Source organism: Catenulispora pinistramenti (assembly GCF_018274385.1).
Lineage (GTDB): Bacteria > Actinomycetota > Actinomycetes > Streptomycetales > Catenulisporaceae > Catenulispora > Catenulispora pinistramenti.
The window spans coordinates 1-26,651 of the sequence record NZ_JAAFYZ010000151.1; the positions used below are offsets into that span (position 1 = coordinate 1).

The window sequence follows — 26,651 nt, forward strand, 5'->3', positions numbered from 1 at the left end:
CACCCCCACCCACCTGCGCTCCAGAATCCCGTGATCCCGCAGCCATGCCCCAGCAGCAAGTCATACCGGCCCACAACACCAGTCGGCGAACCACCGGGGCAAAGGTTGCCTGACACGGCACAAGCAAGTCAGGCGAACGGCGCGGCGTCCTGCTGACAGACCGTCCCCTGCGCGGGCAGGGCGCCGGTCTGGAGGTAGCTGGTTTCGTAGTCCGTGGCGCAGGTGCTCGGGTTGAGGAGTTCGGTGTGTCCGAAGCCGTCGATCGTGAGTAGCCGGGCCCGGGCCAGGTCGTGGGTCATCGCGATCGAGTTCCAGTAAGGGGTGTTGGGGTCGCCGGTGTTGCCGACGATCAGGATCGGGTTGGCGGTGGGGCGGTTCCAGGGGCCCAGGTAGGTGTCCTCGCTCTTGGGCCAGGTGGCGCAGATCTCGGTCGTCCAGGTCCAGGACAGGCCGATCAGGCCGGCCCTGGCCTGTGAGATGCGGGCGGTGGTGGTGTAGGCGCGCGGGTCGCGGGGGTGGTCGCTGTCGGAGCAGATCGTTGCGAAGGTCTGCTCGCCGCCGACGTAGGGCGGTGTCGGGTCGGTGCCGGCACTGGCCTTGGTGGCTGCGACGGCAGGGGCGGCAACGGCCTGGCCGGTGTGCGCGGCCTGCCAGAGTTGCTGAAGGTAGGCCGCGCCGTCAGTCCACTGACTCACTTGCGCCAGCGGAATGCTGTATGTGGCGCAGACGTCGTCACACGTCTGCGCGTTGGGCGGGCTGCCGATGGTGACCGGGTGCGCGTGCAGCAGGCTGATCAGCGTGTCGTACTTGGCCTTGGTGGCGGCCGGGGTCCCGGCGGAGAAGGCACACTTGGCGGTCGAGGTCGCACCGCAGGTGTCGAGCAGGCCGTCGAGTGTTCTGGCGCTGGCCACGTCCGCGCGCATGGCCACGAACGGGGGCACCGTCCCGCCGTCGCTCCGGGTCCACGCCACCGGGTCGACGTTGCCGTCCAGGATCATGCGGCCGACCTTGCCGGGGAAGAGGTTGGCGTAGACGGCGCCCAGACCGGTGCCGTAGGAGCCCGCCACGTAGTTCAGCATCGGCGCGCCGACCGCCTGCCGGAGCAGGTCCATGTCCCGGGCCACGTCGGCGGTGCTGGTGTGCTGGAGCAGGCTGCCGTTGGTCTTGGCGCACTGCGCGGAGAAGGCGGCCATGGTCTGATCCCACGTCGAGATCTGCGCCGGGGTCACCGGGACGTCGGCGGGCAGCCCGGCCAGGAAGCCGGCCTCCGCCGCCTCGCTGGGGAAACAGCGCACTGAGGTGCTGTAGCCGAAGCCGCGCGGGTCGAAGTTGACGATGTCGTACTGCGCCAGCCACACCGCGGGGAGTGCCGGGAGATAGCGGGGGAAGTTCAGCAACTGCTCGTAGGGACCGCCGGAGTTGAAGAACAGCGTCCCCCGGCGATGCGCGGCATCCGTAGCCTGGTGCCGCATCATCGCGATGCTGATCTTCTCGCCCCGCGGATGCCGGTAGTCCAGCGGCACCTGCACCGTCGCGCACTGCATGCCGTCCTGGCAGGGCTGCCAAGCAGCAGGTGCGACCTGGTAACCACCGGGAACCGTGTCGGCTGTGTCGGCTGTGTCGGCCGTGCCAGCCATGCCAGCCATGCCAGCCATGCCAGCCGTGTCGGCCATGGCGACCGCCGGCATGAGGGCCATAAGCCCCGCCGCCACGACCGCCGCCAGCCGCCGAAATCTAAATGCGACCACGTGTTGTCCAATCCGTACGCCCGATAACAGCGTTCGAAGTAGACCAGCGGCCGCCGCGCCGTCGCTTCCGCCTTGAGGCGGAGACGCCTGCGACCTCAGGCGGACAGGCCGGCTACGCGTCTGGGCGCATTCACTCCGGCCGGGACCGCACGATCAGGTCCGCCAGCAACGCCATCGAGGCGATGATCAGACCACTGAGTATCAGCAGGGCCGTGTTCTGCGCGAACCGGAACGGATGCACCACCAGGTCGAACACCGCCTTCACCACGCCGATCCCGATCAGCCACAACGCCAGCGGCATCAGGACCTTCAACGGGTTGAAGTACATGACCATCCGCAACACCTGGAGGATGTAGCGGTAGGCGTCGGTGACGAAGCGGAACTTCGACTTGCCGGCCCGCTTCGCGTAGTCGATCGGGATGTAGACCACGTTCTTCTGGTTGGACATGAACGCCAACGTGATCGTGGTGACGCAGGAGAAGCCGGGCGGCAGCAGCCGCAGGTAAGGCAGAGCGACTTCGCGGCGCATGGCGCGCAGACCCGAGTTCAGGTCCGGGATCTTCTGGTTGGTCAGCTTCTCCGCGATCTTGCGGATGACCCACTTCGCCGGTATCCGCAGCAGCCGGTGCGAACCCCTCTCGGCCTTCCGCGCGCCGACCACCTGGTCGATGCCCGCGTCGAAATCGAGCATCTCCACCAGCTCGGGGATCCGCTCGTTGGGGTAGGACATGTCGGCGTCGGTCCACACCACGATGTCGCCCCGGGCCATCTTCGACCCGATCCGACGCACCGTCCCGGCCCCGCCGTTGCGTTTGAAGGCCACCACCTTCACCGACGCGTACTCGATCTCGGCCTTGCGCAGCACCTCCAGGGTCCCGTCCGTGGAGGCGTCGTCGATCGCCAGCACCTCGTAGGGGTAGTCGGTGGCGTCCAGAGCGGCGCAGATCCGCTGGATCTCCAGCAGGACGTGCGCCTCCTCGTTGTAACAGGGCAACACGACGCTCACGTGAGGGACGACGCCGCCCTCAAAGTCCGCGGCGAGCGCCGCGGCTATCGGGTCCGAGCTGCCCGAGCCATCCGAGCCGTCCAAACCAGTTGCCGGATTCGTGTCTACGAGTGCCATGGAACAGGCCCCTTCCCGATCCGCGAGCGCCGCCGCTCCCACCACCACTCGCCGGCCGGCACGGCCAGCAGCGCGACGCCCACCGCGCCGGAGGCCCAGGTCGCCGCCGTCTGCTGCGGGAGGCCGTAGTGCAGCGTCACCGTGTGCGTCCCGGCCGGCACGTTCACCGCCACCAGCCCCTGGTCCGCCTTCACCAGGGCGGCGTTTTTGCCGTCGACCGTGACCTGCCAGCCGACCTGGTCGGCGTCGGCGACCACCAGATACCCGGAGCCCTGCGCGTTCACCGTGCTGCTGATCGAGTCCGTCCCGTCGCTGAGCACCCGCACCGCCGCCGGCTGTCCGGACGCGGCCGGTCCCGGGTCGGACAGCACCACCGTGTCGTCCGGCACCGTCCCGGAGGCCAGCATCGCCACCCGCTGGTCCTGCGAGGCGACCACAGTGCTCTGCGACGCCCACCGGATCCGGGGCATGGCGTTGAGCCGTTCGTATATGACCGAGGAGCCGACATAGGCCACGCGCAGCCCGTCGTCGGTGTCGTCGATCGTGTCGACGGCCGGTTTCCCGTTGTCCGCGTCGACGGTCAGCGGGGCGCTGGCGTGCAGGGTGATGGTCGCGGTCAGCGCGGTGCCGGCCGGGACCGAGTCGGCGGCGACGGCGACCTGGAGCGGGGTGCCGGCCCGGGCGCCGGTGAGCTGGCTGGAGGTGGCGACCACCTTGCCGCTGGCGTCGTGGATCACGACGTCGATCGTGGTGCCCTTGGTCAGCCCGGCGACGTCCCAGGGCACGTTGCCCTCCGGCGTGACCGAGACGCCGCGCAGCGGGCCGGTGACCGGGACGGTGACCGGCTGCCCGGGGACCAGCTGTGTCGTGCCGCTGCGGGCGGCGGCGGAGACCGCGCCGAACACGCCGTCGGTGGGCCCGGCCACCCAGTACTTGGTGCCCAGCCGGTCCAGCACCGGGCTGGTGGCCTGCTTCGTGTCGTGCGGCTGGAAGTCGACGTAGGTCGGATACGGCACCGCGCCGTCGGGCACGCCCTGCATCAACGCGGCGAAGTCGGCGTTCAGGAAGTTGTGGCCGTTCACCGAACGCAGATCGTAGGCGGTGCCGGTACCGAACACTATGGCGTCGTAGGAGGAGGCGTATCGCTGCTCACCGAGGTTGTCGGCGAGGAACGTGTGGGTGTCGGTGACCGGATAGAACATGGCCTTGCTGGACTTCGGATAGTAGCCCTGCATGAATTGCGCGCCCTGCACCGCCATCAGCACGATGAGCGTCGTCGCGGCCGAGAACCGGACGATCCGCACCTGCTTGCGGCCGATGAAGGCCTGGCGCCCGGCCACCCGCAGCGCGACCACGCACGCGACGGCGATCGCGACGATGACCGCCGCGCTCCCGATCTGGCTCCCGTACTGGTGCAGGGCCTTGGTGACGTCCTGCCCGGAGGCGGCGGCGTCGACCCGCATCGTGGTGCGGCCCCGGTAGACCATGACCCCCGCCGACGCGACCCCGCCGGCCACCACCACCGCCGCCCACCAGCGGCGCCGCGGCCATGTCTGCTCCTCCTGCGCCCGGGCCCTGACCAACAGCTCGAAGCCGACGGCCACCAGCACCGCGAGCAGGAAGCCCAGGATGCTGCGGGCCCGCCCGATGAAGTTCTGCTCGAACAGGGCCCGGGCGCCGGGCAGCCGCTGCAACAGCGCCAGCGGCGGCCCGCCGAGGTAGATGAGCTCGATCCACGCCAAGGTGGCGCCGATGACGAACACCCAGGTCCCGACCGGCAGCAGCGCCCGGCCCCGGCGCGGCATCGCGATCGCCGCCACCACCAGGACCGCGGCGGCCGCGCCGATGTAGGACACGGCCTCGACCATGTTGGTCGACAGCACGAACTGGATCGGGTCCTTGGCGTCGACCGTGCCGAACGACCACGGCGCGACCATCGTCAGGACGCTGGGCACCGGCAGCGTGGCCGAGGCCGACTGGCTGCGGCCCTGGATCATCCAGGTCCCGAAGAAGCTGAGGAACGGGATCAGCTGGAACAGCGCCAGCCCGATCCCGGCGGCCAGCGACCCGGCGAGATACAGCACCGGACGTACCAGCGGGCGGAACACCCGTCGTCGTAGCTCCTCGCGATGTTCGCCGGCCAATCGGACCACCGCGTAGGCGGTTCCGGTCAGCAGCGCGTATCCGGCCACTGATGGGAACCCGCCGAGGAACAAAGCGGCCACCGGCAACGCCGCCAGGGCCGCGTCCCGGGCCCGGCGTTCCTGGATGAACCGCTCGATCGTCCAGAACAGCACGGGGATGAACGCGGCCACCCTGGTCTGCGGGAAGCCGAGCCAGGCGACCATGAACCCGCTGCCGGCGAACGTGATCCCGCCGAGCAGCGCCGCCGGCCGCGACAGCGACACCCGGCGCAGGAACAGGAACGCGCCGCCGACCGAACACACGATCTCCAGCAGCCGTTCGTAGGCCGGGGCCAGCCAGGACGGCAGGACGTAGAACGGGACGGAAAGCGGCGAGTAGAACGCGTAGTCCGGGATGGCCCCCAGCGCGCTGCCGCCCGCGCCGTAGGGGTTCCACTGGGCCACCTTGCCGTGGTCCAGCTGCTGCTTGAACAGGATCTCGCTGGGCAGCTCGGAGGTGTAGGTGTCGTCCAGATAGGTGTTCGAGGGCACGGTTCCGGCGAACCCGGCGCTCACCCAGGGGCCGTTGCTGACCATCTCGTCGGTCGGGGTCAGCGTCGAGGTCCCGAACAGCGGCCCGCCGATGCCCCACAGCGCGAACAGCAGGACGCCGAGCACCGCCATCACGGTCAGCGCGCGAGGCCGCCGCTTCCAGGCCCGGGCCGCCAGCGGCGGCCGTTCCGCCCGCGCGGCGGCCGTCGGCTCCACGCGCACGGCGTTCGGGTCGGCCACGGCCGCCACCGGGGCGAATGTCGGCTCGCTGCCGCTGGACTCACGAATTCCCGTCATGCCGATCCGATGCAGAAGAGGTGCGTCGCTGAATCGGCGACGGTGATACCGGGGACCGTAGCCAGGGAATCTGAGGAGTACCTAAAACCTTTACCGGAATAAAGCTGAGGTTCCCAGTTTTCTGCGGGTGGCAATGGAGCTTTCTATTACGGGAGGCGAGAAGTACGACGGTCAGCAGGCACCGACCGCCAGCGCCGGACCTCGCCGCGGCGTTGTCACGAAACGCGAGTGGACGCCTTTGCCACGAGTGGCCGCCGTTGACAATGGACGTTCGGTATTGCCGCATCTGGTCGGGGGGAAATCGTCCGGGAACGGCGGGCAGGCCGGAGCCACGGGTTCGCACAGAGTCCCGCATGGTGTGCCTCCCGAGGGTGTCCGCGCGTTGATCACTCATGTGAGCGCTTCCACCCCGGTGCACTCAGCACACCATCGGATACTCCGAACGGGTCGTCACCGCGCGGCCGACACGCCCAGGTGCTGGGTGATGAACAGCGCCGCGCGGTCCAGGGCCCGGCCCGCCTCGTCGAGCGCCGGACCGAAGGACTGGAACACGTGGGGCACCCCGGCGGTGACGTCCAGGATCACGTCCACGTCGGCTTCGGCGGCGCGGGCCGCGAGCCGCACCGCGTCATCGAGCAGGAGTTCGTTGGTACCGACCTGGAGCAGCATCGGCGGCAGCCCGGTCAGGTCTGCGTACACGGCCGGCGACAGCAGCGGCTGGGCCGGGTCCTGGCCGCCGAGGTACATCGCGGTGGTGTGGCCGAAGCCGTCCCGGGTGAAGTAGGGGTCGCGGTCCTGCCTGGTGACCATCGACGCACCGGCGCGCGTGAGGTCGACGCCCGGCGAGAACGCCACGATCGCCGCGGGCTGCGGCAGACCGGCGGCGCGGGCGGCCAGGCTGGTGCTCACGCTCAGCCCGCCGCCGGCCGAGTCGCCGGCGAAGACGATCGTCGCCGGGTCGGTGCCGGCGTCGAGCAGGGCGCGGTAGGCGGCCAGGCAGTCCTCGATCGCGGCCGGGAACGGGTGTTCGGGGGCCAGCCGGTAGTCCAGCGAGATCGCCGCGACCCGGGTCCGGGTGACCAGGTTCGCGGTGTTGACGAACCCGGTGGCCGGTGAGCCGAGCACCCAGGATCCGCCGTGCAGGTACAGGATCGCCCCCGCCCGGGGCTCCCCTTCGGGCTCGACCCGGAGCGCGGGGCGGCCGCCGAGTTCGGTCGGGGTGCCGCGCACGTCGGCCGGGGCCGGGAACCCCGCCATCATCGCGGCGAACCTCTCGCGCAGCTGCTCGATCGGCAGCGGTTCCGGCTCGTGCGCCTCCTTCAGGAGCATCGCTTCCAGGTCACGCCGCTGTTGCCAAGTCATGGGGTCCTCCGGGAGGTGGTGTGGTGAAGCCGGCGTCGGCATGCCGATATCGCCATGTACATGCCCAAGAAGTAAATGCCGTGGCATGTATGAGTAGACTATATGCCGTGGCATCTACTTCAGCAACCGGCCCCGGCGGCGCGGGCGGCGACACCGGCCCGGCCGCCCCCACCGACCCAGCCTCCGACCTCGCCTCCTTCTTCGACGACCTGGTGCGCTGCGAGACCCGGCTCTACAACGCCGTCGGCGACAAGCTGCGCGCCGAACACGGGATCGTCACCTCGCAGTACGAGGGGCTGCGCTTCGTGCGCGACCACCCGGAGTGCCGGGTCGCCGACATCGCCACCGCGTTCGCCATCGGCATCGGCGCGGCGAGCAAGATCATCGATCGGTTCGAAGCGAACGGCTGGGCGGCCCGGCTGCCGAACCCGGCGGACCGGCGCTCGTCGCTGATCAGCCTCACCGCCGACGGCGCCACGCTCGTCGCAGAGGCCGAACAGACCTTCCACGGCCACCTGGCGGAGCTGATCACCACCGCGATCGGCGCCGAACAGGTGAGCGCCGTCGGGGCGGCGCTCGCCACCTTGCGACAGGCCCTTGAGGACGCGCGCGTCGGCGTGCCGGTGGGCTAGAGCGTGCGCCCGCTCAGCAAGCAGGGCAGCTACTACTGGCACGACAGCTGCGAGGCGGCCGGGCAGGCCGGCATCCCGAAGTCCTGGACCGCATACCTCCGCATCGGCGACGGCTGGCCTTGGGACTCCTACGACCTGTGGGTCAAGCGCACCTGACCTTTCGTAGTCAGCTCGCGGTCAGCGGGCGATCGAGACCGCGAACGGCGCGAACCCGCCGGAGCGGATCACGTGCGGAACGAACAGAATCGCGGCCTCGGCCGCCCGCGCGGTCTCGATCCCGCCGAGATCCGTGATCCACTCCGGACGCCAGCCGAGATCGCCGAGCAGTCGGCGGACGATCTGCTTGGCCGAGGGGTCCTCGCCGGACAGGAACACGGTCGGCGGCTGCTCCAGCGAGGCGGGAGCGGTCATCACGGAGTAGAGCATCGTATTCAGGGTCTTGATGACCTGAGTCTCCGGAAGCGCCGCTTGCAGCCGCTCAGCCAGGCTCGGCCCCTGATACACCAGGTCGGCGGGCAGTCCGTCCGGACCGTCGATCGTCGCGTTGGAGACGTCGAGGAGGATCTTCCCCCGCAGCGGCGCGCGCAGAGCGGACAGCCGCTCCAGCGAGCCCGCACCCGGGGTGGCGTTGATGACGACGTGCGCGGCGCCGATGGCGGCGTCCGCCGAGCCCGGCGTGCGGTCCGCGACAGTCACCTGATGTCCGGCCCGGCTGAGGCCGTCGGCCAGGCCGCCACCGACACGGCCGTTTCCGAGTACTGCGATTGTGGTCATGGGATCTGATTCCTTCTTCAGCGGGAAAGCGTGGCTACTGCGGCGGCATGCACTCCGGGCGCGGCGGCCAGGAAGCTCTCGCCGGCCGGACTCCAGGGCCGGCCTTCGGCGTCCGAGACCCGACCGCCGGCTTCGGTGACGAGCAGCGCCCCGGGCAGCAGGTCCGCGCGGGCGCCGGCGAACTGCCAGAACGCGTCGACCCGGCCGGCGGCCACGTCGGCCAGGTGCAGGGTCGCCGGGACCGACGTCCGCACCACGAGCGCGGCGCGGAGCATCGCGCCGATCGAGTCGCCGACCCGGCGCACGACCCGCTCGTCCTCGTTCGGGCGCGCCTGGCTGGTCGCCACCAGGCTCAGGCCGAGGTCGGCGGCGCCGGAGACGCGCAGTGGCCGGCCGTCGAGAAACGCCCCGCCGCCGGCCAGCGCGGTGTAGGTCTGGCCGGTCAGCGGCAGGTGGACAACGGTGAGCACGGGCTCGTCGGCCCGGACCAGGGTCGCGGTCACGGCCCATTCCGGCAGCGCGTGCAGGTGGTTGACGTTGCCCTCGGCCGGGTCCACGACCCACCACTGGCCGGCCGGCAGCGCCCCGCCGGCCAGCTCGTCCTCGACCCAGCGTGCGTCCGGCCGCAGCCGCGACAGCCGCGGACGCAGGACCTCCAGCGCTGCTTCGTCGTTGGCGGCGAGCAACCGCATCAGGTCCTCGCGGGTCCGGTAGCCCGCCACGGCGCCGAAGCGCTCCAGCAGCACCGAACCCGCTTCGCGCACGGCCGCCGCGGTCTGCGCCAACACCTCGGCGTCGGGGATGACATCGTTCTTCGCTTCGGTCATGTCCCTGACGGTAAGCAGGCCCATCATTAACTTCAAGTGCATGCTATGCATGTCTAGAATGACTCCCATGCAACTGGATCTGAACCTGCTGGCCGCTCTGGACGCCCTGCTCGAAGAGGGCAGCGTGGCCGGGGCCGCCGACCGGCTGCACGTCACCGCCCCGGCGATGAGCCGCAGCCTGGGCCGGATCCGGCGCACCACCGGCGACCAGATCCTGGTGCGCACCGGCCGCACCATGACGCCGACGCCCTACGCGATCGCCGTCCGGGCGCAGGTGCACGCGCTGTTGCAGCAAGTCCAGGGCGTGCTGGCGCCGAGCCGCGAGCTGGATCTGCCGGCCCTGGAACGGACTTTCACCCTGCGCTGGCACGATTCGCTGGTCGCGCTCGGCGGGCCCGCGCTGCTGGCGGCCGTGCGGGAGCAGGCGCCGGGCGTACGGCTGCGCTTCATCGCCGAATCCAGCACCGACAACCCGGGCCTGCGGCGCGGCGAGGTGGACCTGGAAGCGAACGCGAATCCACCGACCGCGCCGGACGTCCGCGGCGAGCGGGTGGCCGAGACCGACCAGGTGGTCGTCGTCCGGCGGGGACACCCGCTCGGCGACGGCCGGGAAGCCCTGACCGCCGAGCGGTACGCCGCCGCCGACCACCTCGCCGTGTCCCGCCGGGGCAATCTGACCGGCGGGATCGACGATGTCCTGGCCGGGCTCGGGCTGGCACGCCGCGTGGTGGCGACCGCTCCCACCGAGGCCACCGCGCTGGAGTTCGTCCGCGGCAGCGACCTGGTGGTCACCGCGCCGGAGTCGACCACCCGGCGGCCGGTCGCCGATCTCGGCCTGCTCGCGCTCGCGCTGCCGCTCGACCTGCGTCCGGCGCCGGTTTTCCTGTCCTGGCATCAGCGCTATGACACCGACCGCGCACATGCCTGGCTGCGAGAGCTCGCGCGGACCGCGCTCAGCTCGCCGCACTGAGCCGACGGCCGTGGGCCGATCCTCCTGAGCCGCCCCGTCCGGCAGCCTGATGCCCCCAACCACCGCGCATGGCAGGATCAGCGCGTGCACATCGCGATGCTGGGGCCGTTGGAGGTCCGCACGGACGACGGCGGCCTGGCCGACGTGCCAGGCGCGCGCCTGCGCGGAGTACTGATCGCCCTGGCCCTGCGGCCGAACCAGGTGGTGCCCAAGTCCTCGCTGGTCGACTGGATCTGGGGCGAGAACCCGCCCTCGGACGCGGCGAACGCCTTGCAGCGCTTGATGTCCCGGCTGCGCAAGGCGCTGCCGGACGCGGCGATCGACGGGCTCACCGACGGCTACCGGCTGACCGTGGATCCGGACGCGGTGGACGCCGTGCGTTTCGAGCGGCTGGTCGGCGCGAGCCAGGCGGCGGGCCAGGACGTGTCCGAGCGGGCCCGGCTGCTGCGCGAGGCCTTCGCGCTCTGGCGCGGCGCCGCGATGCAGGACGTGGGCTTGCAGGAGAGCGGCGCGTTCGACGCGGTCGTCGTCCGGCTCGAGGGGATCCGGCTGACCGCCGGCGAGGAGCGCTTCGAGGCCGAACTCGCGCTCGGGCGCGGTGCGGAGCTGGTCACCGAGCTGACCGATCTGGTGGCCGCGCACCCGACCCGCGAACGGCTGGTCGCCGCGCTGATGAAGGCGCTGAACGCCGCGGGTCGCGACAGCGAGGCGCTGCAGGTGTATCAGCGCACGAGGGAGGCGCTGGCCGACGAGCTGGGTGCGGACCCCTCGCCGGAGCTGTCCGCGCTGCACGTCGCCCTGCTGCGGGGCGAACTCGGCGGCCGGCGCGAGGAGACGCGCAAGACCAACCTGCGCTCGGAGCTGACGAGTTTCGTCGGCCGGGACGCGGACGTGGCCGCGGTCCGCGACCTCGTCCAGGAGCAGCGGCTCAGCACCGTGATCGGGCCCGGCGGCGCCGGGAAGACCCGGCTGGCCGTGGAGGCCGCGCGCACGGCGCTCGGCGATCTGTCGGACGGGGCGTGGCTGGTGGAGCTGGCCGCGATCGGGTCGGACGGCGGCGTGGCCGACGTGGCGCAGGCCGCGCTGTCCGCGCTGGGTCTGCGCGACACCCTGCTCGGCGAGAACCCGAACGCCGAGCCCACGGACCGGTTCGTCACGGCGATGCGCGAGCGGCGGGCCCTGCTCATCCTCGACAACTGCGAGCACGTCATCGAGTCCGCGGCGATGTTCGCGCACCGGGTGCTCGGCGAGTGCCGGGGCCTGCGGATCCTGGCGACCAGCCGCGAGCCGCTCGGCATCACCGGCGAGGCGCTGTGGCCGGTCAGCCCGCTGAAGCTGCCCGCCGAGGACGCGGACCGGGACGAGATCGCGGCGTCCCCGGCCGTCCAGCTGCTGCGGGACCGGGCCCAGGCGGTGCGCCCGGATCTGGCGGCCGACGCCCGGCAGCTGGCCACGATGGCCCGGGTGTGCCGGGCCCTGGACGGGATGCCGCTGGCCATCGAGCTGGCGGCGGCGCGGCTGCGGACCATGTCGGTGGAGCAGCTGGCGAACCGCCTGGACGACCGGTTCCGGCTGCTCACCGGCGGCAGCCGGATCGCGCTGCCCCGGCACCGGACGCTGCGCGCGGTGGTCGACTGGAGCTGGGAGCTGCTGTCCGACGAGGAACGCGTGGTTCTGCGCCGGCTCTCGGTGTTCTCCGGCGGGGCGGGTCTGGAGGCTGCCGAGCAGGTCTGCGCCGGGGCCGGGACCGGGACCGAGGTCGGGCCGGAGTCGGTACTGGAGCTGCTGACCGCGCTGATCGAGAAGTCGTTGGTGGTCGCGGACGGGGTGCCTGAGGACGCGCCGCGCTATCGGATGAGCGGCACGATCCGGGAGTACGCCGCACAGCGGCTGGCTGAGGCGGGCGAAGCGGAGACGGCGCGGGAAACGCACCTGGCCTACTACACCTCGCTGACCGAGACCGCGGAGCCAGAGCTTCGCCTGGCTGATCAGGTGAAGTGGCTCGCTGTGTTGAACGTCGAGCACGGCGACATCGCGGCGGCCATGCGCGGCGCGCTCGCGGCCGGGACACACGCGGCCGAAGCACCTGCGGCCGGCTCACCCGCGGCCGAAGCACCCGCAGCCGGAGCGCTGGCGGCAGGAACGCTGCCAGCCGGTGCGCTGGCGGCAGGAGCGGCGCAGGCAGCGATGCGGCTCGCCGCGTCCTCGGGCTGGTATTGGTGGCTGGCCGGGTATCGGAGCGAGGGCCTGGAGTACCTGACCGCCGCCGCCGCGCTGCCCGGCGAGACGACCGACGAGGTCCGGGCCGTGGTCTACGCGCTCATCGGCATGTTCGTGACCTCCGGGCGGAGCGACGAGCACGCCGCCGAGGAGTGGATCCACAAGGCGTACGAGGCCAGCCGAGGCATCGAGCCCAGCCCGCACCGGCACCCGGGAATCGCCCTCATCGAGCCGATGGAGCGAATGCTGCGGGCGCCGCAGGAGGTCCTGTCCGCGTTCGAGCCGCAGTTGGCTGACGACAATCCGTGGGTGCGCGCGCTGGCCCGCCTGCAGATGGGGAAGATGCGGGTCATGTTCGGCCAGGGCGGGCTGGACGCGGACGAGTACCTGGAGACGGCGCTCGCCGAGTTCCAGGTCCTCGGCGAACGGTTCGGGATCTCGTTCGCACTGACCGAGGTGGCCGATCGGATCACCATGCGCGGCGAGTTCACCAGGGCCGCGGAGCTCTATGAGCAGGCGGTCGTGGTGGTCTCCGAGGCCGGTGCCCCCGAGGACGTCATCCGGATGCAGGCCCGCTTGGCGATGCTCTACTGGATGGACGGCAATGAAGAGGCCTCGGCGGCCGCGATCGGCGAGGCCGCGCAGAACGCCGATCGCGTCGGCTGGCCGAACGCCCGGTTCGAGGTGGCGCTGGCGAAGGCGGATCTGGCCCGGTGGTCCGGCGAGCCCGCGGAGGCCCGGCGCCAGGTCGGCATCGCGACGTCCGTGCTCGGCGCGGAAGCCGAGCGCGCGAACTTCCGCGCGATGCGCCACGATCTGCTCTCCCGCCTCACCGAAGACCTCGGCGAGGCCCGCACCCACAGCGCGGAGGCCGTCGCGGCGGCAGCCGAGACCGGGCTTCCGCTGCTGATCGGCGCGATGCTGGTCGGAGTGGCGGACCTGGCCCTGCGCGCCGACCGGCCGGAGCAGGCCGCGCGGCTGCTCGGCGCGGCCACCGCGCTGCGCGGACTGCCGGAGGACTGTCTCCCGGACGAGGCGCGGATCGAGCGGGAAGCACGGAACCGCCTCGGTGACGTGGAGTTCACCGAGGCGGTACGAGAGGGGGGCCGGACCGACTGGTCCGAGCTCACCCAGGTCACGCTCGCTTCTTGAACGTCGACACCGCCCAGAGGTAGCCCAGGACGGCGAACCCGACGCACCAGGCCAGGGCCTGCACGGTGTGGCTGGTCGTGACGTGGCCGCCGGAGAGCAGCCCGCGCAGCGTCTCGATGATCGGGGTGAAGGGCTGGTACTCAGCGAACTGCTTCACCCCGGTCTTCATGGTCGAGGCCGGCACGAACGCGCTGCTCAGGAAGGGCAGCATGATCAGCGGCACGGTCGCCAGCCCGGCGGACTCCACCGACTTGGCGGACAGTCCCATCGCCACCGTCAGCCAGCTGGTCGCGAAGGCCAGCAGCAGCACCAGGCCGATCGCGCCGAGCCAGTCGAGCAGGCTGCCGTGCGAGCGGAAGCCCATCGCGAAGCCGACGCCGATGATGGCCCCGACCGCGATCACGCTGCGGACCGTGGTGGCCACCACGTGGCCGGTCAGGACCGCCCCTCGGGAGACGTCCATGGTCTTGAAGCGGTTGATGATGCCCTTGGTCATGTCGTCGTTGACGGAGGTCGCGGTCGGGCCCAGGCCGTAGGTGATGGCCATGACGATCAGGCCGGGCACGGCGTAGTCCACGTAGCTGCCGGGGACCTTGAACGCGCCGCCGAAGACATACACGAACATCAGCATCATGACGATCGGGAAGAGGATCGCGTTGAAGACGGTCACGGGGTTGCGGACGGTGTGGCGGAAGTTGCGGCGCAGCATGATCGCCGAGTCGCCGAGGGCGGTGGATGGGGTGCTCATGACGCGGTCGCCTCCGTGGCGGGGTGGGTGGTCTGGGTGGACTCAGTGGACTGTGCGGCGGACTCGCCGTCGGCCGGCTGCCCGGTGAGGGCGAGGAAGACGTCGTCGAGGTCCGGCGTGTGCACGGAGAACTCCTCGGAGTCCAGCGCGTTCTCCTCAAGCCGGTCCAGCAGGGCCCGCAGCGCGCGGGAGGTGCCGTCGCTGGGCACGCGCAGGGTCAGCTCGGACTCGTCGCGCGTTCCGGAGGGCAGCACCCGCGCCGCGCTGTCGAGCTCGGCCAGGGTCGCGAACCTGAGGCGCACGTGGGTGCCGGGGATCTGGCGCTTGAGCTCTTCGGGAGTGCCGTGCGCGACGATCCGGCCGCCGTCCAGCACCGCGATCTGACCGGCCAACTGGTCGGCCTCGTCCAGGTACTGGGTGGTCAGGAAGATGGTCGTGCCGTCGGCCACCAGCTCCCGGACGATCTCCCACATGGTCCGCCGGCTCCGCGGGTCCAACCCGGTGGTCGGCTCGTCCAGGAAGATGATCCGCGGGCTCCCGACCAGCGTCATCGCCAGGTCCAGCTTGCGCCGCATCCCGCCGGAGTAGGTCGAGGCCTGCTTGTCCGCGGCCTCGGCCAGCTCGAAGCGCTCCAGGAGCCCGGAGACCAGCTGCCCGGCAGAGCGGATCCGCTTCAGGTCGGCCATCATCCGCAGGTTCTCGCGCCCGGTCAGCAGCTCGTCGACCGCGGCGAACTGCCCGGTCACGCCGATCGCCGACCGCACCTGCTTGGTCTGGGTGGCCACGTCGTACCCGGCCACCCGTATCGCCCCGGCGTCCGGCTTCATGAGCGTGGTGAGGACGTTCACCGTGGTCGTCTTGCCGGCTCCGTTCGGGCCGAGCATCGAGAAGACCGAGCCGGAGGCGACCTCGAAGCCGATGCCGTCCAGGACGACTTTGTCGCCGTAGGTTTTCCGCAGTCCGGTGACTGCGATCGCTGTGTTCTCCATGGCTCAACCATCGCGAGCCGCCCTGACGCGGTCCTGACACCGGCCTGACACGGGCTGACACAGGCTGACACGGGACTTCGCGCTGCCCCCGGCGGCGAGACGGAGTCGGGATCCGGAAGAGTCAGGATCCCCCATCCGCCCCCGCCACTAGTACGATCAGCCAATGTCCGAAATGATCGAGACGACCCCGGGCTGGTTCCCGCCGTCCGAACTCGAGCAGATCCGTGCCCACCTGCCGATCGTCTACGTCCAGGCGGTCCCGGTCCGCGTGGACGCGGCCGGCGAGGTGACCAGCGTCGGCCTCCTGCTGCGCATCTCGCCCGACGGGGAGATCACCCGCAGCCTGGTCTCCGGCCGCGTGCTGCACCACGAGCGCCTGCGCGACGCGCTGCTGCGCCACCTGGAGAAGGACCTCGGCCCGGTCGCGTTGCCGAACATCCCGGCCTCGCTCCAGCCCTTCACCGTGGCCGAGTACTTCCCGACCGCCGGCGTCACGCCCTACCACGACCCCCGGCAGCACGCGGTGGCACTGGCGTACGTGGTGCCGGTCAACGGCGACTGCTCACCGCGGCAGGACGCGCTCGACCTGGTGTGGCTCACCCCGCAGGAGGCTTCCTCGGACAGCGTGTCGCAGGACATGCACGGCGGTCAGGGGACGTTGCTGCGGCAGGCGTTGGCGCATGTCGGCTGCCTGAGTTGAGCGGCTGAACAGCTGGGCTGCTTCGGGTCGGCCTGCTTCGGGTCGGCCTGCTTCGGCGTCGGGAAGTCCTAAGCCTCCGATGCCGCCGCCGAAACCGTCCGGCGCCGGGCCAGGCGGCCGGAGAAACGGTAGCCGCCGATCGCCACGACCAGGACGGCGGCCGTCTCCGCCGTGCCCTCGATCCAGGTCGAGGCGGAGACGTGCTTCTGCGGCAGCGTGGGGAGCTTCGCGTGCGGCGCGGTCCCCTGCTTGGCGAGATCTGCCTGGTAGGCCTGGTTCCGCGCGGAGCCGTGCAGGAACTGCGCGACGAACACCAGCGCCAGGACCATGGCCACCTCGACGCCGACCACGAGCGGGAAGCGGCGGACCAGGATGGTGCGCAGCGGGCGGTCGTCGCCGGCGGCGCGCAGCGCGTCGATACGCGGATGCATCCAGAACTGGTTCACCGCGCCGAGGACGAGCAGCCCGCCGAACAACACGAGCTTCACCCCGAGGACGCGGCCGTACATGGTCGTGAACAACTGGCCCGGGCCGTCCACGTGCTCCCAGTAGAGGAACAGGCCGGACAGCAAGACGGCCGAGACGCAGCCCATCGCGACCGCCGCGAACCGGCGGATCGTCGCCGACCAGAACGCGGAGTCCAGCCCGCCGCGCACCGCGAGGACCACGAGTCCGAGCAGCCCGCCGATCCACACGCCACCGCCGATCAGGTGCAGCATCCACATGAAGGCCTGGAAGATCCCGAGGCCCAGATCGGCGGGCCGCTTGGCCGGGATGTTCGTGGCGCCCAGGGCGACGACGCCGAGCACCAACCCGGCCGTCCACAGCCCGGTGGCCAGCGGCTTCGGGAGCACCCGGCGGACGGCCACGGGCAGCAGGACCAGGGCACCGATCGGCGGCAGGACGGTCTCCAGGCCGGCCAGCAGACCGGCGTTCGAGCCGTCGAAGAGCGCGCGCCAGGCCGACCCGAAGTCGTAGCCTGACGCGCTCCGCGCATGGTGGCTGAGCACCGCGGGGAACGCCAGCACCCCGGCGGCGACCGCGGCCCACGCCAACCGCCCGCGCACCAGCCGCTCCGCCCGGCCGCCCACCGCGCGCGCCGGTGCCGCGGCCACGAGCGCCAGCGCGACCAGCCCGACGAAGGACATCAGGGTCAGCCAACTCGCCCAGGACACGGCGCTGCTCTCGAACGAGCCGAGCGGGGTGGACGGCGCGGGCGCGCGGGCAGCGAGGACAGGCGTGGCGATCAAGGTTCCCCCTGGGGATGGATGAGGTGGCGAGGGTTAGGTTAGGCAAACCTAAGTTGATCGTCAACGCCGGCGGGATGAGAAGCGGCCCACATCGACCACGGCCGACTCAGCCCCCATACACCTGCGACGCGCGCCCGCCTTCGCGTTCGGCCGACCACTCGCCGACCACTTCGCCGACCGCTCGCTGCTCCCGCCGCTCCCGCCCGACACCCAATTCAGCCCTCACCGACACCCGCCACCAGCAACTCCGCTCCGCGCACCCACCTTCAGTCAGCCGACCACTCGCCGCCTCCGCCGACACCCGACTCAGCCCGCACCGACACCCGCCACCAGCGCCTCCGCCCCGCGCACCCACCGACTTCGGCCACCGCCGAAACGTCCCGCCCCTACGGTCATCGATATGTCGACAGCGCAAACGGCCTCGGCTGCCGCCCCCACCCCGACGGCCGCACTCCCCCGGGCCGGAGTGACCCTGATCGCGACCTGCCTGGCCCTGTTCCTGGGCCAGGTCGACACCACCGCGGTGAACGTCGCCCTGCCCGCCGTCCGGCACGACCTGTCCGGCGGCCTGGCCGGGCTGCAGTGGGTCGTCGACGCCTACAACGTCACCTTCGCCGCGCTGCTGCTCACCGGCGGCACGCTCGGCGACCGCTTCGGCCGCCGGCAGCTGTTCCGGATCGGGGTCGCGGTGTTCGTGCTCGGATCCACCGCCTGCGCGCTGGCGCCCGGCCTTCCGGTGCTGCTCGCCGGGCGGGTGACGCAGGGCGCGGGGGCCGGGATGATGCTGCCGCAGAGCCTTGCGATCCTGGCCACGGCGTTCCCGGGGCGGCGGGAGCGGAATCGGGCGATGGCCGCGTGGTCGCTGGTGGCCGGGAGCGGGCTGGCCGTCGGGCCGACGCTCGGCGGGCTCGCGGTGCAGACCCTCGGCTGGCAGTCGATCTTCTGGGTCAACGTGCCGATCGGGGTCGCCGCGCTGGCGCTGACGCTGCGCCACGTCCCGGAGTCGCGCAACCCGGACGCGCGCACGCTCGACCCGCTCGGCCAGGTCCTGGCCGTCGTCTCGCTCGCGCTGATCACGTTCGTCGTGGTGCAGGGCCGCGAACTCGGGTGGACCTCGCCGGCCACCCTGCTGTGCGTCGCGGGGTGCGTGGCCGGGCCGGTGGCGTTCGTGGCCGCCGAGCGGCGCCACCGCGCGCCGATGATCCCGCTGCCCCTGCTGCGTCGCGGGCAGCTGCCGGTATCGATGATCGTCGCGGCCTGCATGACGTTCGGGATGTACGGCATGCTCATGCTGACCAGCCTGATGTTCCAGCAGGAACGCGGCGCCTCGGCGCTGGGCGCCGGGATGGGCATGCTGCCGCTCGCCGTGGCCGCCACCGTACTGTCCCCGCTGACCGGGCGGCTGGTGACGAAGCACGGTCCGCGGCTGCCGATGACCGCCGGCATGGCCGCGATGGGTCTCGGGATCCTGATCTACGCCGTGGCCGGCGCGGACGCCGGCCTGCTCGTCCTGGAGACCGCCTTCACCATCATCGGCGTCGGGCTGGCGCTGAACACCGGCCCGGTGGTCGGCGTGGCGGTGTCGGCGGTGGCCCCGGAACTGGCCGGGCTCGCCTCCGGCCTGGCGAACCTGGCCCGGATGTTCGGCGCCACGCTCGGCGTGGCGGTCCAGGGCACGGTCATGGACCTCGCCGCCGACGGTGCGACCAGCGGCCCGCACTTCGTCCACGGCCTGCGGATCGCGCTCACCGTGGCCTGCACTGTCGAATTCGCCGGCGCGGTCGTGGCTTACCGCTACGTCGCCAATCCGCGATCAGCGGCCTGACTCAGTCGGTCGAGCCCAGCCGAGCCGGCCCAGCCAGCCGAGCCGGTCCAGCCGGCCCGGCCGGGGCGTCCAGCAGCGGCGCGCTTCGCCCGACAACCGACTCAGCGCTTGGCCGCCCGGTTGAGCTGTTCGACCGTCTCGACCAGCGGCACCAACCGCGGATCGGTGCGCGCGTCCGCCAGCGCCTCGCGCAGCGCGGCGTCCTGCGTGGGCCGGGCCTCGGTCAGCAGCGCGAGACCGGCGGGCGTGACGTTGGTGTAGATGCCGCGCCGGTCGGTGGGGCACAGGTAGCGCTCCAGCAGCCCGCGGTCCTCCAGCCGGGTGACCAGGCGGGTCGTAGCGCTCTGACTCAGCACGACCGCGTCCGCGACCTGGTTCATCCGCAGGTGACCGCCGTCGCCGTCGTGCTGGGCGCTGAGGACGTCCAGCAGCGAGTACTCGCGGACGCTCAGGTCGTGGGCCTGGAGGGCGTGCTCCAGGTGGGTCTCGATCCGGCCTTGCAGCAGCGACAGCGCGTACCAGCCGCAGGCCAGCCCGAACGGGACCGGAGCGGGGGCGGCCGGGGTGCCGGTGACTGTGGTGCCGGAGGCGGTGGCGGTCATGGCGTGGCGTCCTTTCCTTCCCCGCAATATACCGCGCGTGCAATCGTTGTGTTTGCAAGTACATGCGTCTGCAATTATTGTGGTGGCCCGTAAGCCGCTCAAGCAATCAGCAACACCATGGAGGGCCACCCCATGCCTCTCGCGCTCCTCGCCCTGGCCATCGGGGCCTTCGGCATCGGCACCACCGAGTTCGTGCCGATGGGCCTGCTCCCGCAGATCGCCGGCGACTACGGCGTCTCGATCCCCTCGGCCGGCCTGCTGGTCACCGGCTACGCGCTCGGCGTCGTGGCCGGCGCCCCGCTGATGACCGCGCTCGGCACCAAAGTCGGCCGCAAGACCATGCTCATGCTGCTCATGGGCCTGTTCGTGCTCGGCAACCTGATCTCGGCGCTGGCCCCGTCCTTCGAGGTGATGCTGGCCGGCCGGATCGTGACGGCGCTGGCCCACGGCGCCTTCTTCGGCATCGGCTCGGTGGTCGCCGCCGAACTGGTGGCCCCGGAGAAGAAGGCCGGGGCGATAGCCGGGATGTTCACCGGCCTGACCGTGGCGAACGTCGTCGGCGTGCCGCTGGGCACCCTGGTCGGCCAGGCCGTCGGCTGGCGGGTGACGTTCGGCGTGGTGGCCGCCCTCGGCGTGGCCGGGCTGGTCGGCATCGCCAAGCTGGTCCCGCCGCTGCCCCGGCCCGAAGGCGCGCACCTGCGCCGGGAGCTGGCCGCCTTCGGCAACACCCAGGTCGTGCTGGCCATGGCGATGACCGTGCTGGGCTTCGGCGGGGTGTTCGCCGCGATCACCTACATCGCCCCGATGATGACCCACGTCGCCGGCTACTCCACCGGCGCGGTGACCTGGCTGCTGGTGCTGTTCGGCCTCGGCATGTTCCTCGGCAACCTGATCGGCGGCCGGTACGCCGACCGGCGGCTGATGCCCATGCTCTACACCGCGCTCGGCGGCCTGGCCGTGGTGTTGCTGGTGTTCACCGCCACCGCGCACAACAAGATCCTCGCCGCGATCACCATCCTGCTGATCGGCGCCCTGGGCTTCGCCACGGTCCCGCCGCTGCAGAAGCGGGTGCTGGACCAGGCGCACGGCGCGCCGACGCTGGCCTCGGCGGTCAACATCGGCGCCTTCAACCTGGGCAACGCGATCTCGGCGTGGCTGGGCGGTGTGGTGATCTCCGCCGGGCTCGGCTACACCGCGCCGAACTGGGTCGGGGCGCTGCTCGCCGGATCCGCGCTGGTGTTGGCGCTCTGGTCGGCCGCGCTGGAGCGACGGGGGGATTCCCGGGTCCCGGCGTTCCACACAAACGCCGGGACCCGTCCGTCACCCGCTACCCCCGTTTCCTAGTTCCGAAAATACTTCGGGTGATCTCGCGTACCGCGGTGTTCATGGCCCGCTTCACCGTGGCCGATCCCAAGGCCTGATCAATGAGGTTCGGCGGCGCTTTGGGCGCGGCGGTGGGCCGGCTCCGGGCCTCCCGCTCAGCCCGCTTCGCCTCGTCTTCCATCTCCTTGGCCGCCACCTTGGCCGCGGCGGCGTCCTCGGCGGCCTGCTGCGCCTGCACCTCGCGGGCGGCCAGGATCTCGTAAGCCGACTCCCGGTCGATGGCCGGTCCGTAGGTCGCCAGCAGCGGCGAGGCGTTCACGATCCCCTGCACCACCGCCGGATCCGCCTCGGCCATCAGCGACTCCGGCGCCCGCAGCCGGGTCCAGGCCACCGGCGTCGGGGCGCCGTTCTCGGACAGCACGGTCACCACCGCCTCGCCGATGCCCAGGTTCTGGAGCACCTCGGCGAGGTCGTACTGGGACTTGGGGAACGTCGACACCGTCGCCTTCAACGCCTTCGCGTCGTCCGGGGTGTAGGCGCGCAAGGCGTGCTGGACCCGGTTGCCGAGCTGGGCCAGCACGTCGCCGGGCACGTCCTTCGGGGTCTGCGTGATGAAGAAGATGCCGACGCCCTTGGACCGGATCAGCCGCACCGCCTGGGTGATCGCGGCGACGAACGCCTTGGACGCGCCGTTGAACAGCAGGTGCGCCTCGTCGAAGAAGAACACGAGCTTGGGCCGGTCCAGGTCGCCGACCTCCGGCAGCCGCTCGAACAGCTCCGCGACCAGCCACATCAGGAACGTGGAGAACAGCTCCGGACGGCTGGCCACCCCGGGCAGCTCCAGCAGCGACACCACGCCGCGGCCGTCCGGCGTGCTGCGGATCAGGTCCAGCGCGCCGAACTCGGTCTCGCCGAAGAACGGCTCGGCGCCCTTGGCCTCGAACGCGGTCAGCTCGCGCAGGATGACCCCGACGGTCTGCGGCGACAGCCCGCCGATCGCCTTGAGCTCCGCCTTCCCCTCGTCGCTGGTCAGGTAGAGCAGCACACTGCGCAGGTCCTTGAGGTCCAGCAGCAGCCAGCCCTTGGTGTCGGCGAAGTGGAAGACCAGGCCCAGCGAGGACTCCTGAGTGGCGTTCAGGTCCAGCACCTTGGCCAGCATCGTCGGGCCGAACGCCGAGATCGTCGCGCGCACCGGGATGCCGGTGCCCTGGCCGCCGAGGGCGTAGAACTCGCACGGGAACGCCTTCGGAGACCACTGCTGGCCCAGCGCCCGCGTCCGCGCGGTCAGCTTCTCGCTGTCCTCCCCCGGCGCGGCCAGGCCGGACAGGTCGCCCTTCATGTCGGCCAGGAACACCGGCACGCCGGCCGCCGATAGCTGCTCGGCCAGGCCCTGCAGGGTCTTGGTCTTGCCGGTGCCGGTGGCCCCGGCGACCAGACCGTGCCGGGTGAGCATGGCCAGCGGGATGCGGATCTGGGCGTCGGGGTGCGGCTGGCCGTCGGCCATCAGCGCGCCGAGGTCCAGGGTCGGGCCGTCGAAGGTGTAGCCGGCGGCGACCGCCCGCACCGCGTCAGTGTCGTTCGTCATCGGTCACCTCGCCGCGCTCAGTGGGACAGTTCAGTGGACAGACCAGTAGGCAGTTCAGTGGGACAGGCATGTCTGCTCGAACTGGGTCTTCTCGGATTGCTTGAAGAACTTCGTCCCGCCGTCGGTGGCGCACCAGTAGTACCAAGGCTCGGTCGCCGGGGTCAGGACCGCGGCGATCATCTGCTTGGACGGGATGCTGACCGGGGTCGGCGGCAGACCCTTGTGCCCGCCGGTGGCGTACGGGTCGGTCGGGTCGGAGACCTCGCGCGCGGTCACCGTGACCCGCTTGCCGGCCTGCTCGCTCAGCCAGTACCTGGTGGTCGCGTCCACGCCGAGGAAGTCGCCGCGGCTGAGCCGGTTCTGGACCGCCTCGGAGACGTCGCGGCCGTCCGGGTCGGCCCGGGTGACCTCGGCCTCGGCCAGCGAGGCGATCGTCAGCGCCTCCTCGGGCGTGCACTGCCGGGCCGGGGCGCACTTCAGGGTCGCCGCCTTCGCGGTCAGGCCGAGCGAGTTCAGCTCGTCGACCCGGGCCTTGACCATCGCCGTCAGCACGCTGAGCGGGGTGTCGGAGCTGGTCAGGGTGTAGCGGGCGGGCTCCAGCATGCCCTCGACCGTCCATTTGCCGTCGGCGCCCTTGGACCAGGGCGGCAGCCCGATCTGGTTGGTGTCGATGAGCTGCTGCAGGTCGTCCTTGTTCCAGTCCCGCTTGTCGGCCAGCGCCCGCAGCGTCTCCCAGCTGTAGTCGCCGGGCCTGACCTCGACCAGCGAGTCCGGCGACAGGTTGGCCGGGTTCAGCAGCTCGGTGATCGCCGACGCCGCGCTGATCTTGGGGCACACCAGGTAGGTACCGGTGCTGATGTCGCGGCCGGCCTGGTTGTGGCCGACGGCGTCGACGAAGGCCTGCGAGCTGCGCACGACCCCGGCGTCGAACAGCGCGTCGCCGATCTCCTTGCCGGTGGCCCCGGTGTGCACCTCGACCAGGACCTTGTGCTTGTCGTCGGCCGCGCAGCCGGACTTGCCGAAGTCCGGGGCGTGCGGGGTCTCGGTCAGGCTGGCGATGGCGGCGAACGCGAACGCCGCGATGCCGCCGAACACCACCAGCGGCACCAGCAGCGGGCCCCAGGCCCGCAGGCGGTCACGGCGCGTGGGCGGCGGGTCCTCGTAGTCGTCCTCTTCGGGCACGGCGTAACCGGTCCCCGTGTTCCCGCTTTCCGGACCACCCACCACGTCACTCCCGATGATCGAACGCTCACTCAGAGGCGATCATGGCGGGATCGGCGCCGGGACGCAGCTCCACAGGGCCGGATGGGGATCACCCGGCCGGCGTAACGAGCGTGATCGGGGTCAGTATCCTGTTCCATTCCTGGACCATTCAGCGGGGGTGTCGAGCTTCGATGGACGCAAGTGGGGGCACCGGACGCCCGGTGCGCGGCCGGTCACTGAACGACGTGCTGCACGACCCGGGAACCGGGATCGCACAGACCGCGGTGATCCCGCTGGACCCGAGCCGGGTGGCGCTGATCGCGCGGGCGATCCTGACCACGCTGGCGGCGGGCCGGGTGCACGGGTACATCAACCCGCACACCATCCTGCTGACCGACGACGGCAACGCCCTGCTGGTCGGCGACCGGGTGGCGATCGGGGCCACGCCGGCGAACGACGTGTACGCGCTGGGGACCGCGCTGTTCGAGGCGGTCGAGGGCTACGCGCCGCATCCGGCCGAACCGGTACCGGCGATGGCCAGGGCCGGGGTGCTGGCGCCACTGATCGAGGCGCTGACCCGGCAGGATCCGGCGGAGCGGCCGGATGCGGGTCAGGCGCTGGAGTTGCTGAAGGAGATCGTGACGGCGGCGGCTGCTTCGGATGCGGCGGCGGCTGCTGCTTCCGGCTCGGGCTCCGGGTCCGGGTCCGGGTCAGGGTCCGGGTCCGGGTCAGCCTCCGGCTCGGATGCCGGTTCAGCGGACGCCACTGAGACGACGACGATGCTGCCGCAGGTGCCAAGCTCAGCGGATCATGAGGCTGATCAGGCTGATGAGGGCGGGGTAGCCGGGGCCGAGTCTGCCGTGGTGGGGTCTGGCATGGCGGGGTCTGTGGCGGGGTCCGCCACCGCTGGCCCCGGCGAGGGCGGAACCGCCGCAGGCAGCGGAGCTTCCGATGACACATCACTGCTGCCGCCGGTACCGGCCGGCCCCCCGGAGCCTCCCGGGCCTCCGGGTGCGCCCCGCTACAGCATTCCGCCTTATGCGGATGTTCCGGACTATGCGGCTGATCCCTCTTTGAAGCGGAAGGCGCTGATGATCGGCGGCGTGGTCGCGGCCGTCGTGCTCACCGGCGGGGTGGCCCTGGGCGTGACCAAGCCGTGGCACCGGACGGACAACAGCGTCTCGACCGTTCCGGGCGTGCCGCTCGCTTCGACGTCGATCCCGACCACCCCGGCAGCCGCGACCCCGTCCACGCCGGCGACTCCGGCGACCAGCGGCACCCCGACGCCGACGCCGACCCCCACGCCGTCGATGGCCGCGCCGAGCGCACTGGTGTCGATGACGTTGTGCCTGGACGCGACGAGCGTCGCCGGCGGCGTGCAGACCGGGGCCAAGGTCACGGCCGAGGCCTGCCACGGCAGCCCGAACCAGGCGTGGCAGATCCACACCGACGGGACCATCCATTCCATGGCCGATCCGAACCTGTGCCTGGACGCGGCCTCGCCGAACGGCAAGGTACAGAACGGCGCACAGGTGTCGGCGTGGACGTGCCACGGCGGGCCGAACCAGGACTGGGCTTGGAACGCGAACGGGACGGCCTCGCCGGTCGCCAACACGGGGCTGTGCCTGGACGCCGCCGGGCCGGTGCCGATCCATGCCGGGGCGAATGTGTCGGCTTGGCCGTGCAACGGCGGGCCGAATGAGAAGTGGGCCAAACAGTAAGAATTCATGGGTAACTCGTCACGACGACGAGGGCCCGACTCACCCCTGTGGAGTCGGGCTCTCGTCGTCTTCGCGCCGCCGCTACTGCTGCCGCGTGTTGGCGCCCTGCATCGAGGCGACGGCATCCGCGACGCCGGCCTCGTAGAGGCCCAGCTTCGGCGTGCCGACCGAGCCGCCGCCGAGCGGGAAGTTCTGGGTGGCCGCGTTCGGCATGTTCTGCGAGGCCAGGACGTTGATCTCGGTCAGCGTGGTGGCCGGGCCCGAGCCGGAGCCGCCGGGGTTGAGGTCGAGGACCGCGTAGGCGGTCCTGCCGGCGTAGACCGGGTAGGCCGGCGGGCCGCCGAGGCCGCCCGGGATCAGCGGCCGCACGTCCTTGCTCTGGTCCGCGGACTGCGAGTTGCCGATGGCCACCAGCGGGTAGTAGCTCAGGCCGCACGAGGTGCTGCCGTTGTTGCGGACCGTGATCAGGCGGCGGGTCGGGATGTCGGTCATGCGGGTGACCTGGACCGTGATCTTCGACGGGTCGCAGAGGTGGGTATAGGCGTAGCTGTCGTCGTTGTGGGCCGAGGACGCGCTGCCGGAGGGCTTGGCGGTGTTCGGCCCCGAGGCCGTGCCGGATGCCGAGCCCGAGGAGCCGCCGCGCGTCGGAGCCGAAGAGGTCGACCCGGTCTCCCCAGTCGAGCCGGTCCCTCCGGTCGACCCGGTAGATCCGGTCGACCCGGTAGATCCGGTCGACCCGGCCGCGCCGGCCGCCGACGATGACGTTTCCGTGGCACCACCCGCGGGCGCCGAAGCCGTACTGGTGGAAGTCGGCGCGGACCCGGACGCGGCGGGCTTGGAGGATGAACAGGCGCTGAGCGCCAGGGCCGCGCAGAGAGTGATGGCGGCGGACGAGAGCGTGATCTTCGTGGACATGCCTCCAAGG

20 protein-coding genes and 2 pseudogenes are annotated in these 26,651 nt (G+C 71.5%); 9 read left to right on the top strand and 13 right to left on the bottom strand.

Annotated elements, in window-relative coordinates; genetic code table 11:
* Nucleotides 1-128: 128 nt before the first annotated feature.
* From KGQ19_RS32930 to KGQ19_RS32945, 4 genes are all read right to left on the bottom strand, one after another.
* A complete protein-coding gene (locus KGQ19_RS32930; RefSeq protein ID WP_212016552.1) occupies nt 129-1,646 on the bottom strand; it encodes an alpha/beta hydrolase in 1,518 nt (505 codons plus the stop codon).
* Between the two features lie 232 nt (nt 1,647-1,878).
* The gene (locus KGQ19_RS32935) at nt 1,879-2,871 is read right to left on the bottom strand and encodes a glycosyltransferase family 2 protein (RefSeq protein WP_230419819.1); all 993 of its coding nucleotides are present in this window, start codon (nt 2,869-2,871) and stop codon (nt 1,879-1,881) included.
* Nucleotides 2,859-5,843: a YfhO family protein gene (locus tag KGQ19_RS32940; RefSeq protein WP_212016554.1), complete on the bottom strand. Its 2,985-nt coding sequence runs from the start codon at nt 5,841-5,843 to the stop codon at nt 2,859-2,861. The genes KGQ19_RS32935 and KGQ19_RS32940 overlap by 13 nt, the downstream gene beginning before the upstream one ends.
* 450 nt (nt 5,844-6,293) lie before the next feature.
* Nucleotides 6,294-7,205 (bottom strand): alpha/beta hydrolase, encoded by a 912-nt coding sequence (locus KGQ19_RS32945; protein WP_212016556.1) that lies wholly within the window; start codon nt 7,203-7,205, stop codon nt 6,294-6,296.
* A gap of 107 nt (nt 7,206-7,312) precedes the next feature.
* Here KGQ19_RS32945 and KGQ19_RS32950 point away from each other — a divergent pair, with 107 nt between their 5' ends.
* Nucleotides 7,313-7,837, top strand: a complete 525-nt coding sequence (locus KGQ19_RS32950) for a MarR family winged helix-turn-helix transcriptional regulator (protein WP_307856581.1) — start codon at nt 7,313-7,315, stop codon at nt 7,835-7,837.
* Between the two features lie 3 nt (nt 7,838-7,840).
* Nucleotides 7,841-7,993 carry a hypothetical protein gene (locus KGQ19_RS32955; RefSeq protein ID WP_212016560.1) on the top strand — a complete coding sequence of 51 codons (153 nt, stop codon included), beginning with the start codon at nt 7,841-7,843 and terminating at the stop codon, nt 7,991-7,993.
* Nucleotides 7,994-8,014: 21 nt separating this feature from the next.
* On the opposite strand, the gene KGQ19_RS32960 is transcribed toward KGQ19_RS32955, so the two are convergent.
* Both KGQ19_RS32960 and KGQ19_RS32965 read right to left on the bottom strand, forming a co-directional pair.
* Nucleotides 8,015-8,611 (bottom strand): NADPH-dependent F420 reductase, encoded by a 597-nt coding sequence (locus tag KGQ19_RS32960; RefSeq protein ID WP_212016562.1) that lies wholly within the window; start codon nt 8,609-8,611, stop codon nt 8,015-8,017.
* A 17-nt stretch (nt 8,612-8,628) separates the two neighbouring features.
* Nucleotides 8,629-9,438, bottom strand: coding sequence for an inositol monophosphatase family protein (locus tag KGQ19_RS32965; RefSeq protein ID WP_212016564.1), 810 nt, complete (start codon nt 9,436-9,438; stop codon nt 8,629-8,631).
* Nucleotides 9,439-9,505: 67 nt separating this feature from the next.
* On the opposite strand from KGQ19_RS32965, the gene KGQ19_RS32970 reads away from it, so the two are divergent.
* Together KGQ19_RS32970 and KGQ19_RS50235 are read left to right on the top strand one after the other, a co-directional pair.
* Nucleotides 9,506-10,408, top strand: coding sequence for a LysR family transcriptional regulator (locus KGQ19_RS32970; RefSeq protein ID WP_230419820.1), 903 nt, complete (start codon nt 9,506-9,508; stop codon nt 10,406-10,408).
* Nucleotides 10,409-10,492: 84 nt separating this feature from the next.
* Nucleotides 10,493-13,780: an ATP-binding protein gene (locus KGQ19_RS50235; protein WP_307856582.1), complete on the top strand. Its 3,288-nt coding sequence runs from the start codon at nt 10,493-10,495 to the stop codon at nt 13,778-13,780.
* Here KGQ19_RS50235 and KGQ19_RS32980 read toward each other — a convergent pair.
* Nucleotides 13,764-14,528 (bottom strand): ABC transporter permease, encoded by a 765-nt coding sequence (locus KGQ19_RS32980; RefSeq protein ID WP_212016567.1) that lies wholly within the window; start codon nt 14,526-14,528, stop codon nt 13,764-13,766. The genes KGQ19_RS50235 and KGQ19_RS32980 overlap by 17 nt on opposite strands.
* Nucleotides 14,525-15,517, bottom strand: a complete 993-nt coding sequence (locus KGQ19_RS32985; RefSeq protein ID WP_212016569.1) for an ATP-binding cassette domain-containing protein — start codon at nt 15,515-15,517, stop codon at nt 14,525-14,527. Before KGQ19_RS32985 ends, KGQ19_RS32980 begins: the two co-directional genes overlap by 4 nt.
* A 172-nt stretch (nt 15,518-15,689) precedes the next feature.
* On the opposite strand from KGQ19_RS32985, the gene KGQ19_RS32990 reads away from it, so the two are divergent.
* A complete protein-coding gene (locus tag KGQ19_RS32990) occupies nt 15,690-16,217 on the top strand; it encodes an NUDIX hydrolase family protein (protein WP_212016589.1) in 528 nt (175 codons plus the stop codon).
* A 68-nt stretch (nt 16,218-16,285) separates the two neighbouring features.
* Here KGQ19_RS32990 and KGQ19_RS32995 read toward each other — a convergent pair whose 3' ends face one another.
* A complete protein-coding gene (locus KGQ19_RS32995; protein ID WP_230419822.1) occupies nt 16,286-17,467 on the bottom strand; it encodes a CopD family protein in 1,182 nt (393 codons plus the stop codon).
* Between the two features lie 400 nt (nt 17,468-17,867).
* Here KGQ19_RS32995 and KGQ19_RS33000 point away from each other — a divergent pair, with 400 nt between their 5' ends.
* Nucleotides 17,868-19,292 carry an MFS transporter gene (locus KGQ19_RS33000; RefSeq protein ID WP_212016571.1) on the top strand — a complete coding sequence of 475 codons (1,425 nt, stop codon included), beginning with the start codon at nt 17,868-17,870 and terminating at the stop codon, nt 19,290-19,292.
* 101 nt (nt 19,293-19,393) lie between these two features.
* On the opposite strand, the gene KGQ19_RS33005 is transcribed toward KGQ19_RS33000, so the two are convergent.
* A complete protein-coding gene (locus KGQ19_RS33005; RefSeq protein WP_212016573.1) occupies nt 19,394-19,894 on the bottom strand; it encodes a MarR family winged helix-turn-helix transcriptional regulator in 501 nt (166 codons plus the stop codon).
* Nucleotides 19,895-20,026: 132 nt separating this feature from the next.
* Between KGQ19_RS33005 and KGQ19_RS33010 the strand changes: the two genes are divergently transcribed.
* Complete coding sequence (locus KGQ19_RS33010) at nt 20,027-21,238, top strand: MFS transporter (RefSeq protein WP_212016575.1); 1,212 nt, start codon at nt 20,027-20,029, stop codon at nt 21,236-21,238.
* Here KGQ19_RS33010 and KGQ19_RS33015 read toward each other — a convergent pair.
* Both KGQ19_RS33015 and KGQ19_RS33020 read right to left on the bottom strand, forming a co-directional pair.
* Complete coding sequence (locus tag KGQ19_RS33015; RefSeq protein ID WP_212016577.1) at nt 21,222-22,802, bottom strand: helicase HerA-like domain-containing protein; 1,581 nt, start codon at nt 22,800-22,802, stop codon at nt 21,222-21,224. The genes KGQ19_RS33010 and KGQ19_RS33015 overlap by 17 nt on opposite strands.
* Nucleotides 22,803-22,856: 54 nt before the next feature.
* A complete protein-coding gene (locus KGQ19_RS33020; protein ID WP_212016579.1) occupies nt 22,857-23,984 on the bottom strand; it encodes an endolytic transglycosylase MltG in 1,128 nt (375 codons plus the stop codon).
* A 212-nt stretch (nt 23,985-24,196) separates the two neighbouring features.
* Here KGQ19_RS33020 and KGQ19_RS33025 point away from each other — a divergent pair, with 212 nt between their 5' ends.
* A complete protein-coding gene (locus KGQ19_RS33025; RefSeq protein ID WP_212016581.1) occupies nt 24,197-25,726 on the top strand; it encodes a ricin-type beta-trefoil lectin domain protein in 1,530 nt (509 codons plus the stop codon).
* Nucleotides 25,727-25,807: 81 nt separating this feature from the next.
* Here KGQ19_RS33025 and KGQ19_RS33030 read toward each other — a convergent pair.
* Nucleotides 25,808-26,242: pseudogene (locus KGQ19_RS33030) on the bottom strand (DUF4232 domain-containing protein); the annotation flags it as partial.
* Nucleotides 26,243-26,282: 40 nt separating this feature from the next.
* On the opposite strand from KGQ19_RS33030, the pseudogene KGQ19_RS33035 reads away from it, so the two are divergent.
* Nucleotides 26,283-26,651, top strand: a pseudogene (locus KGQ19_RS33035) (hypothetical protein); the annotation flags it as partial.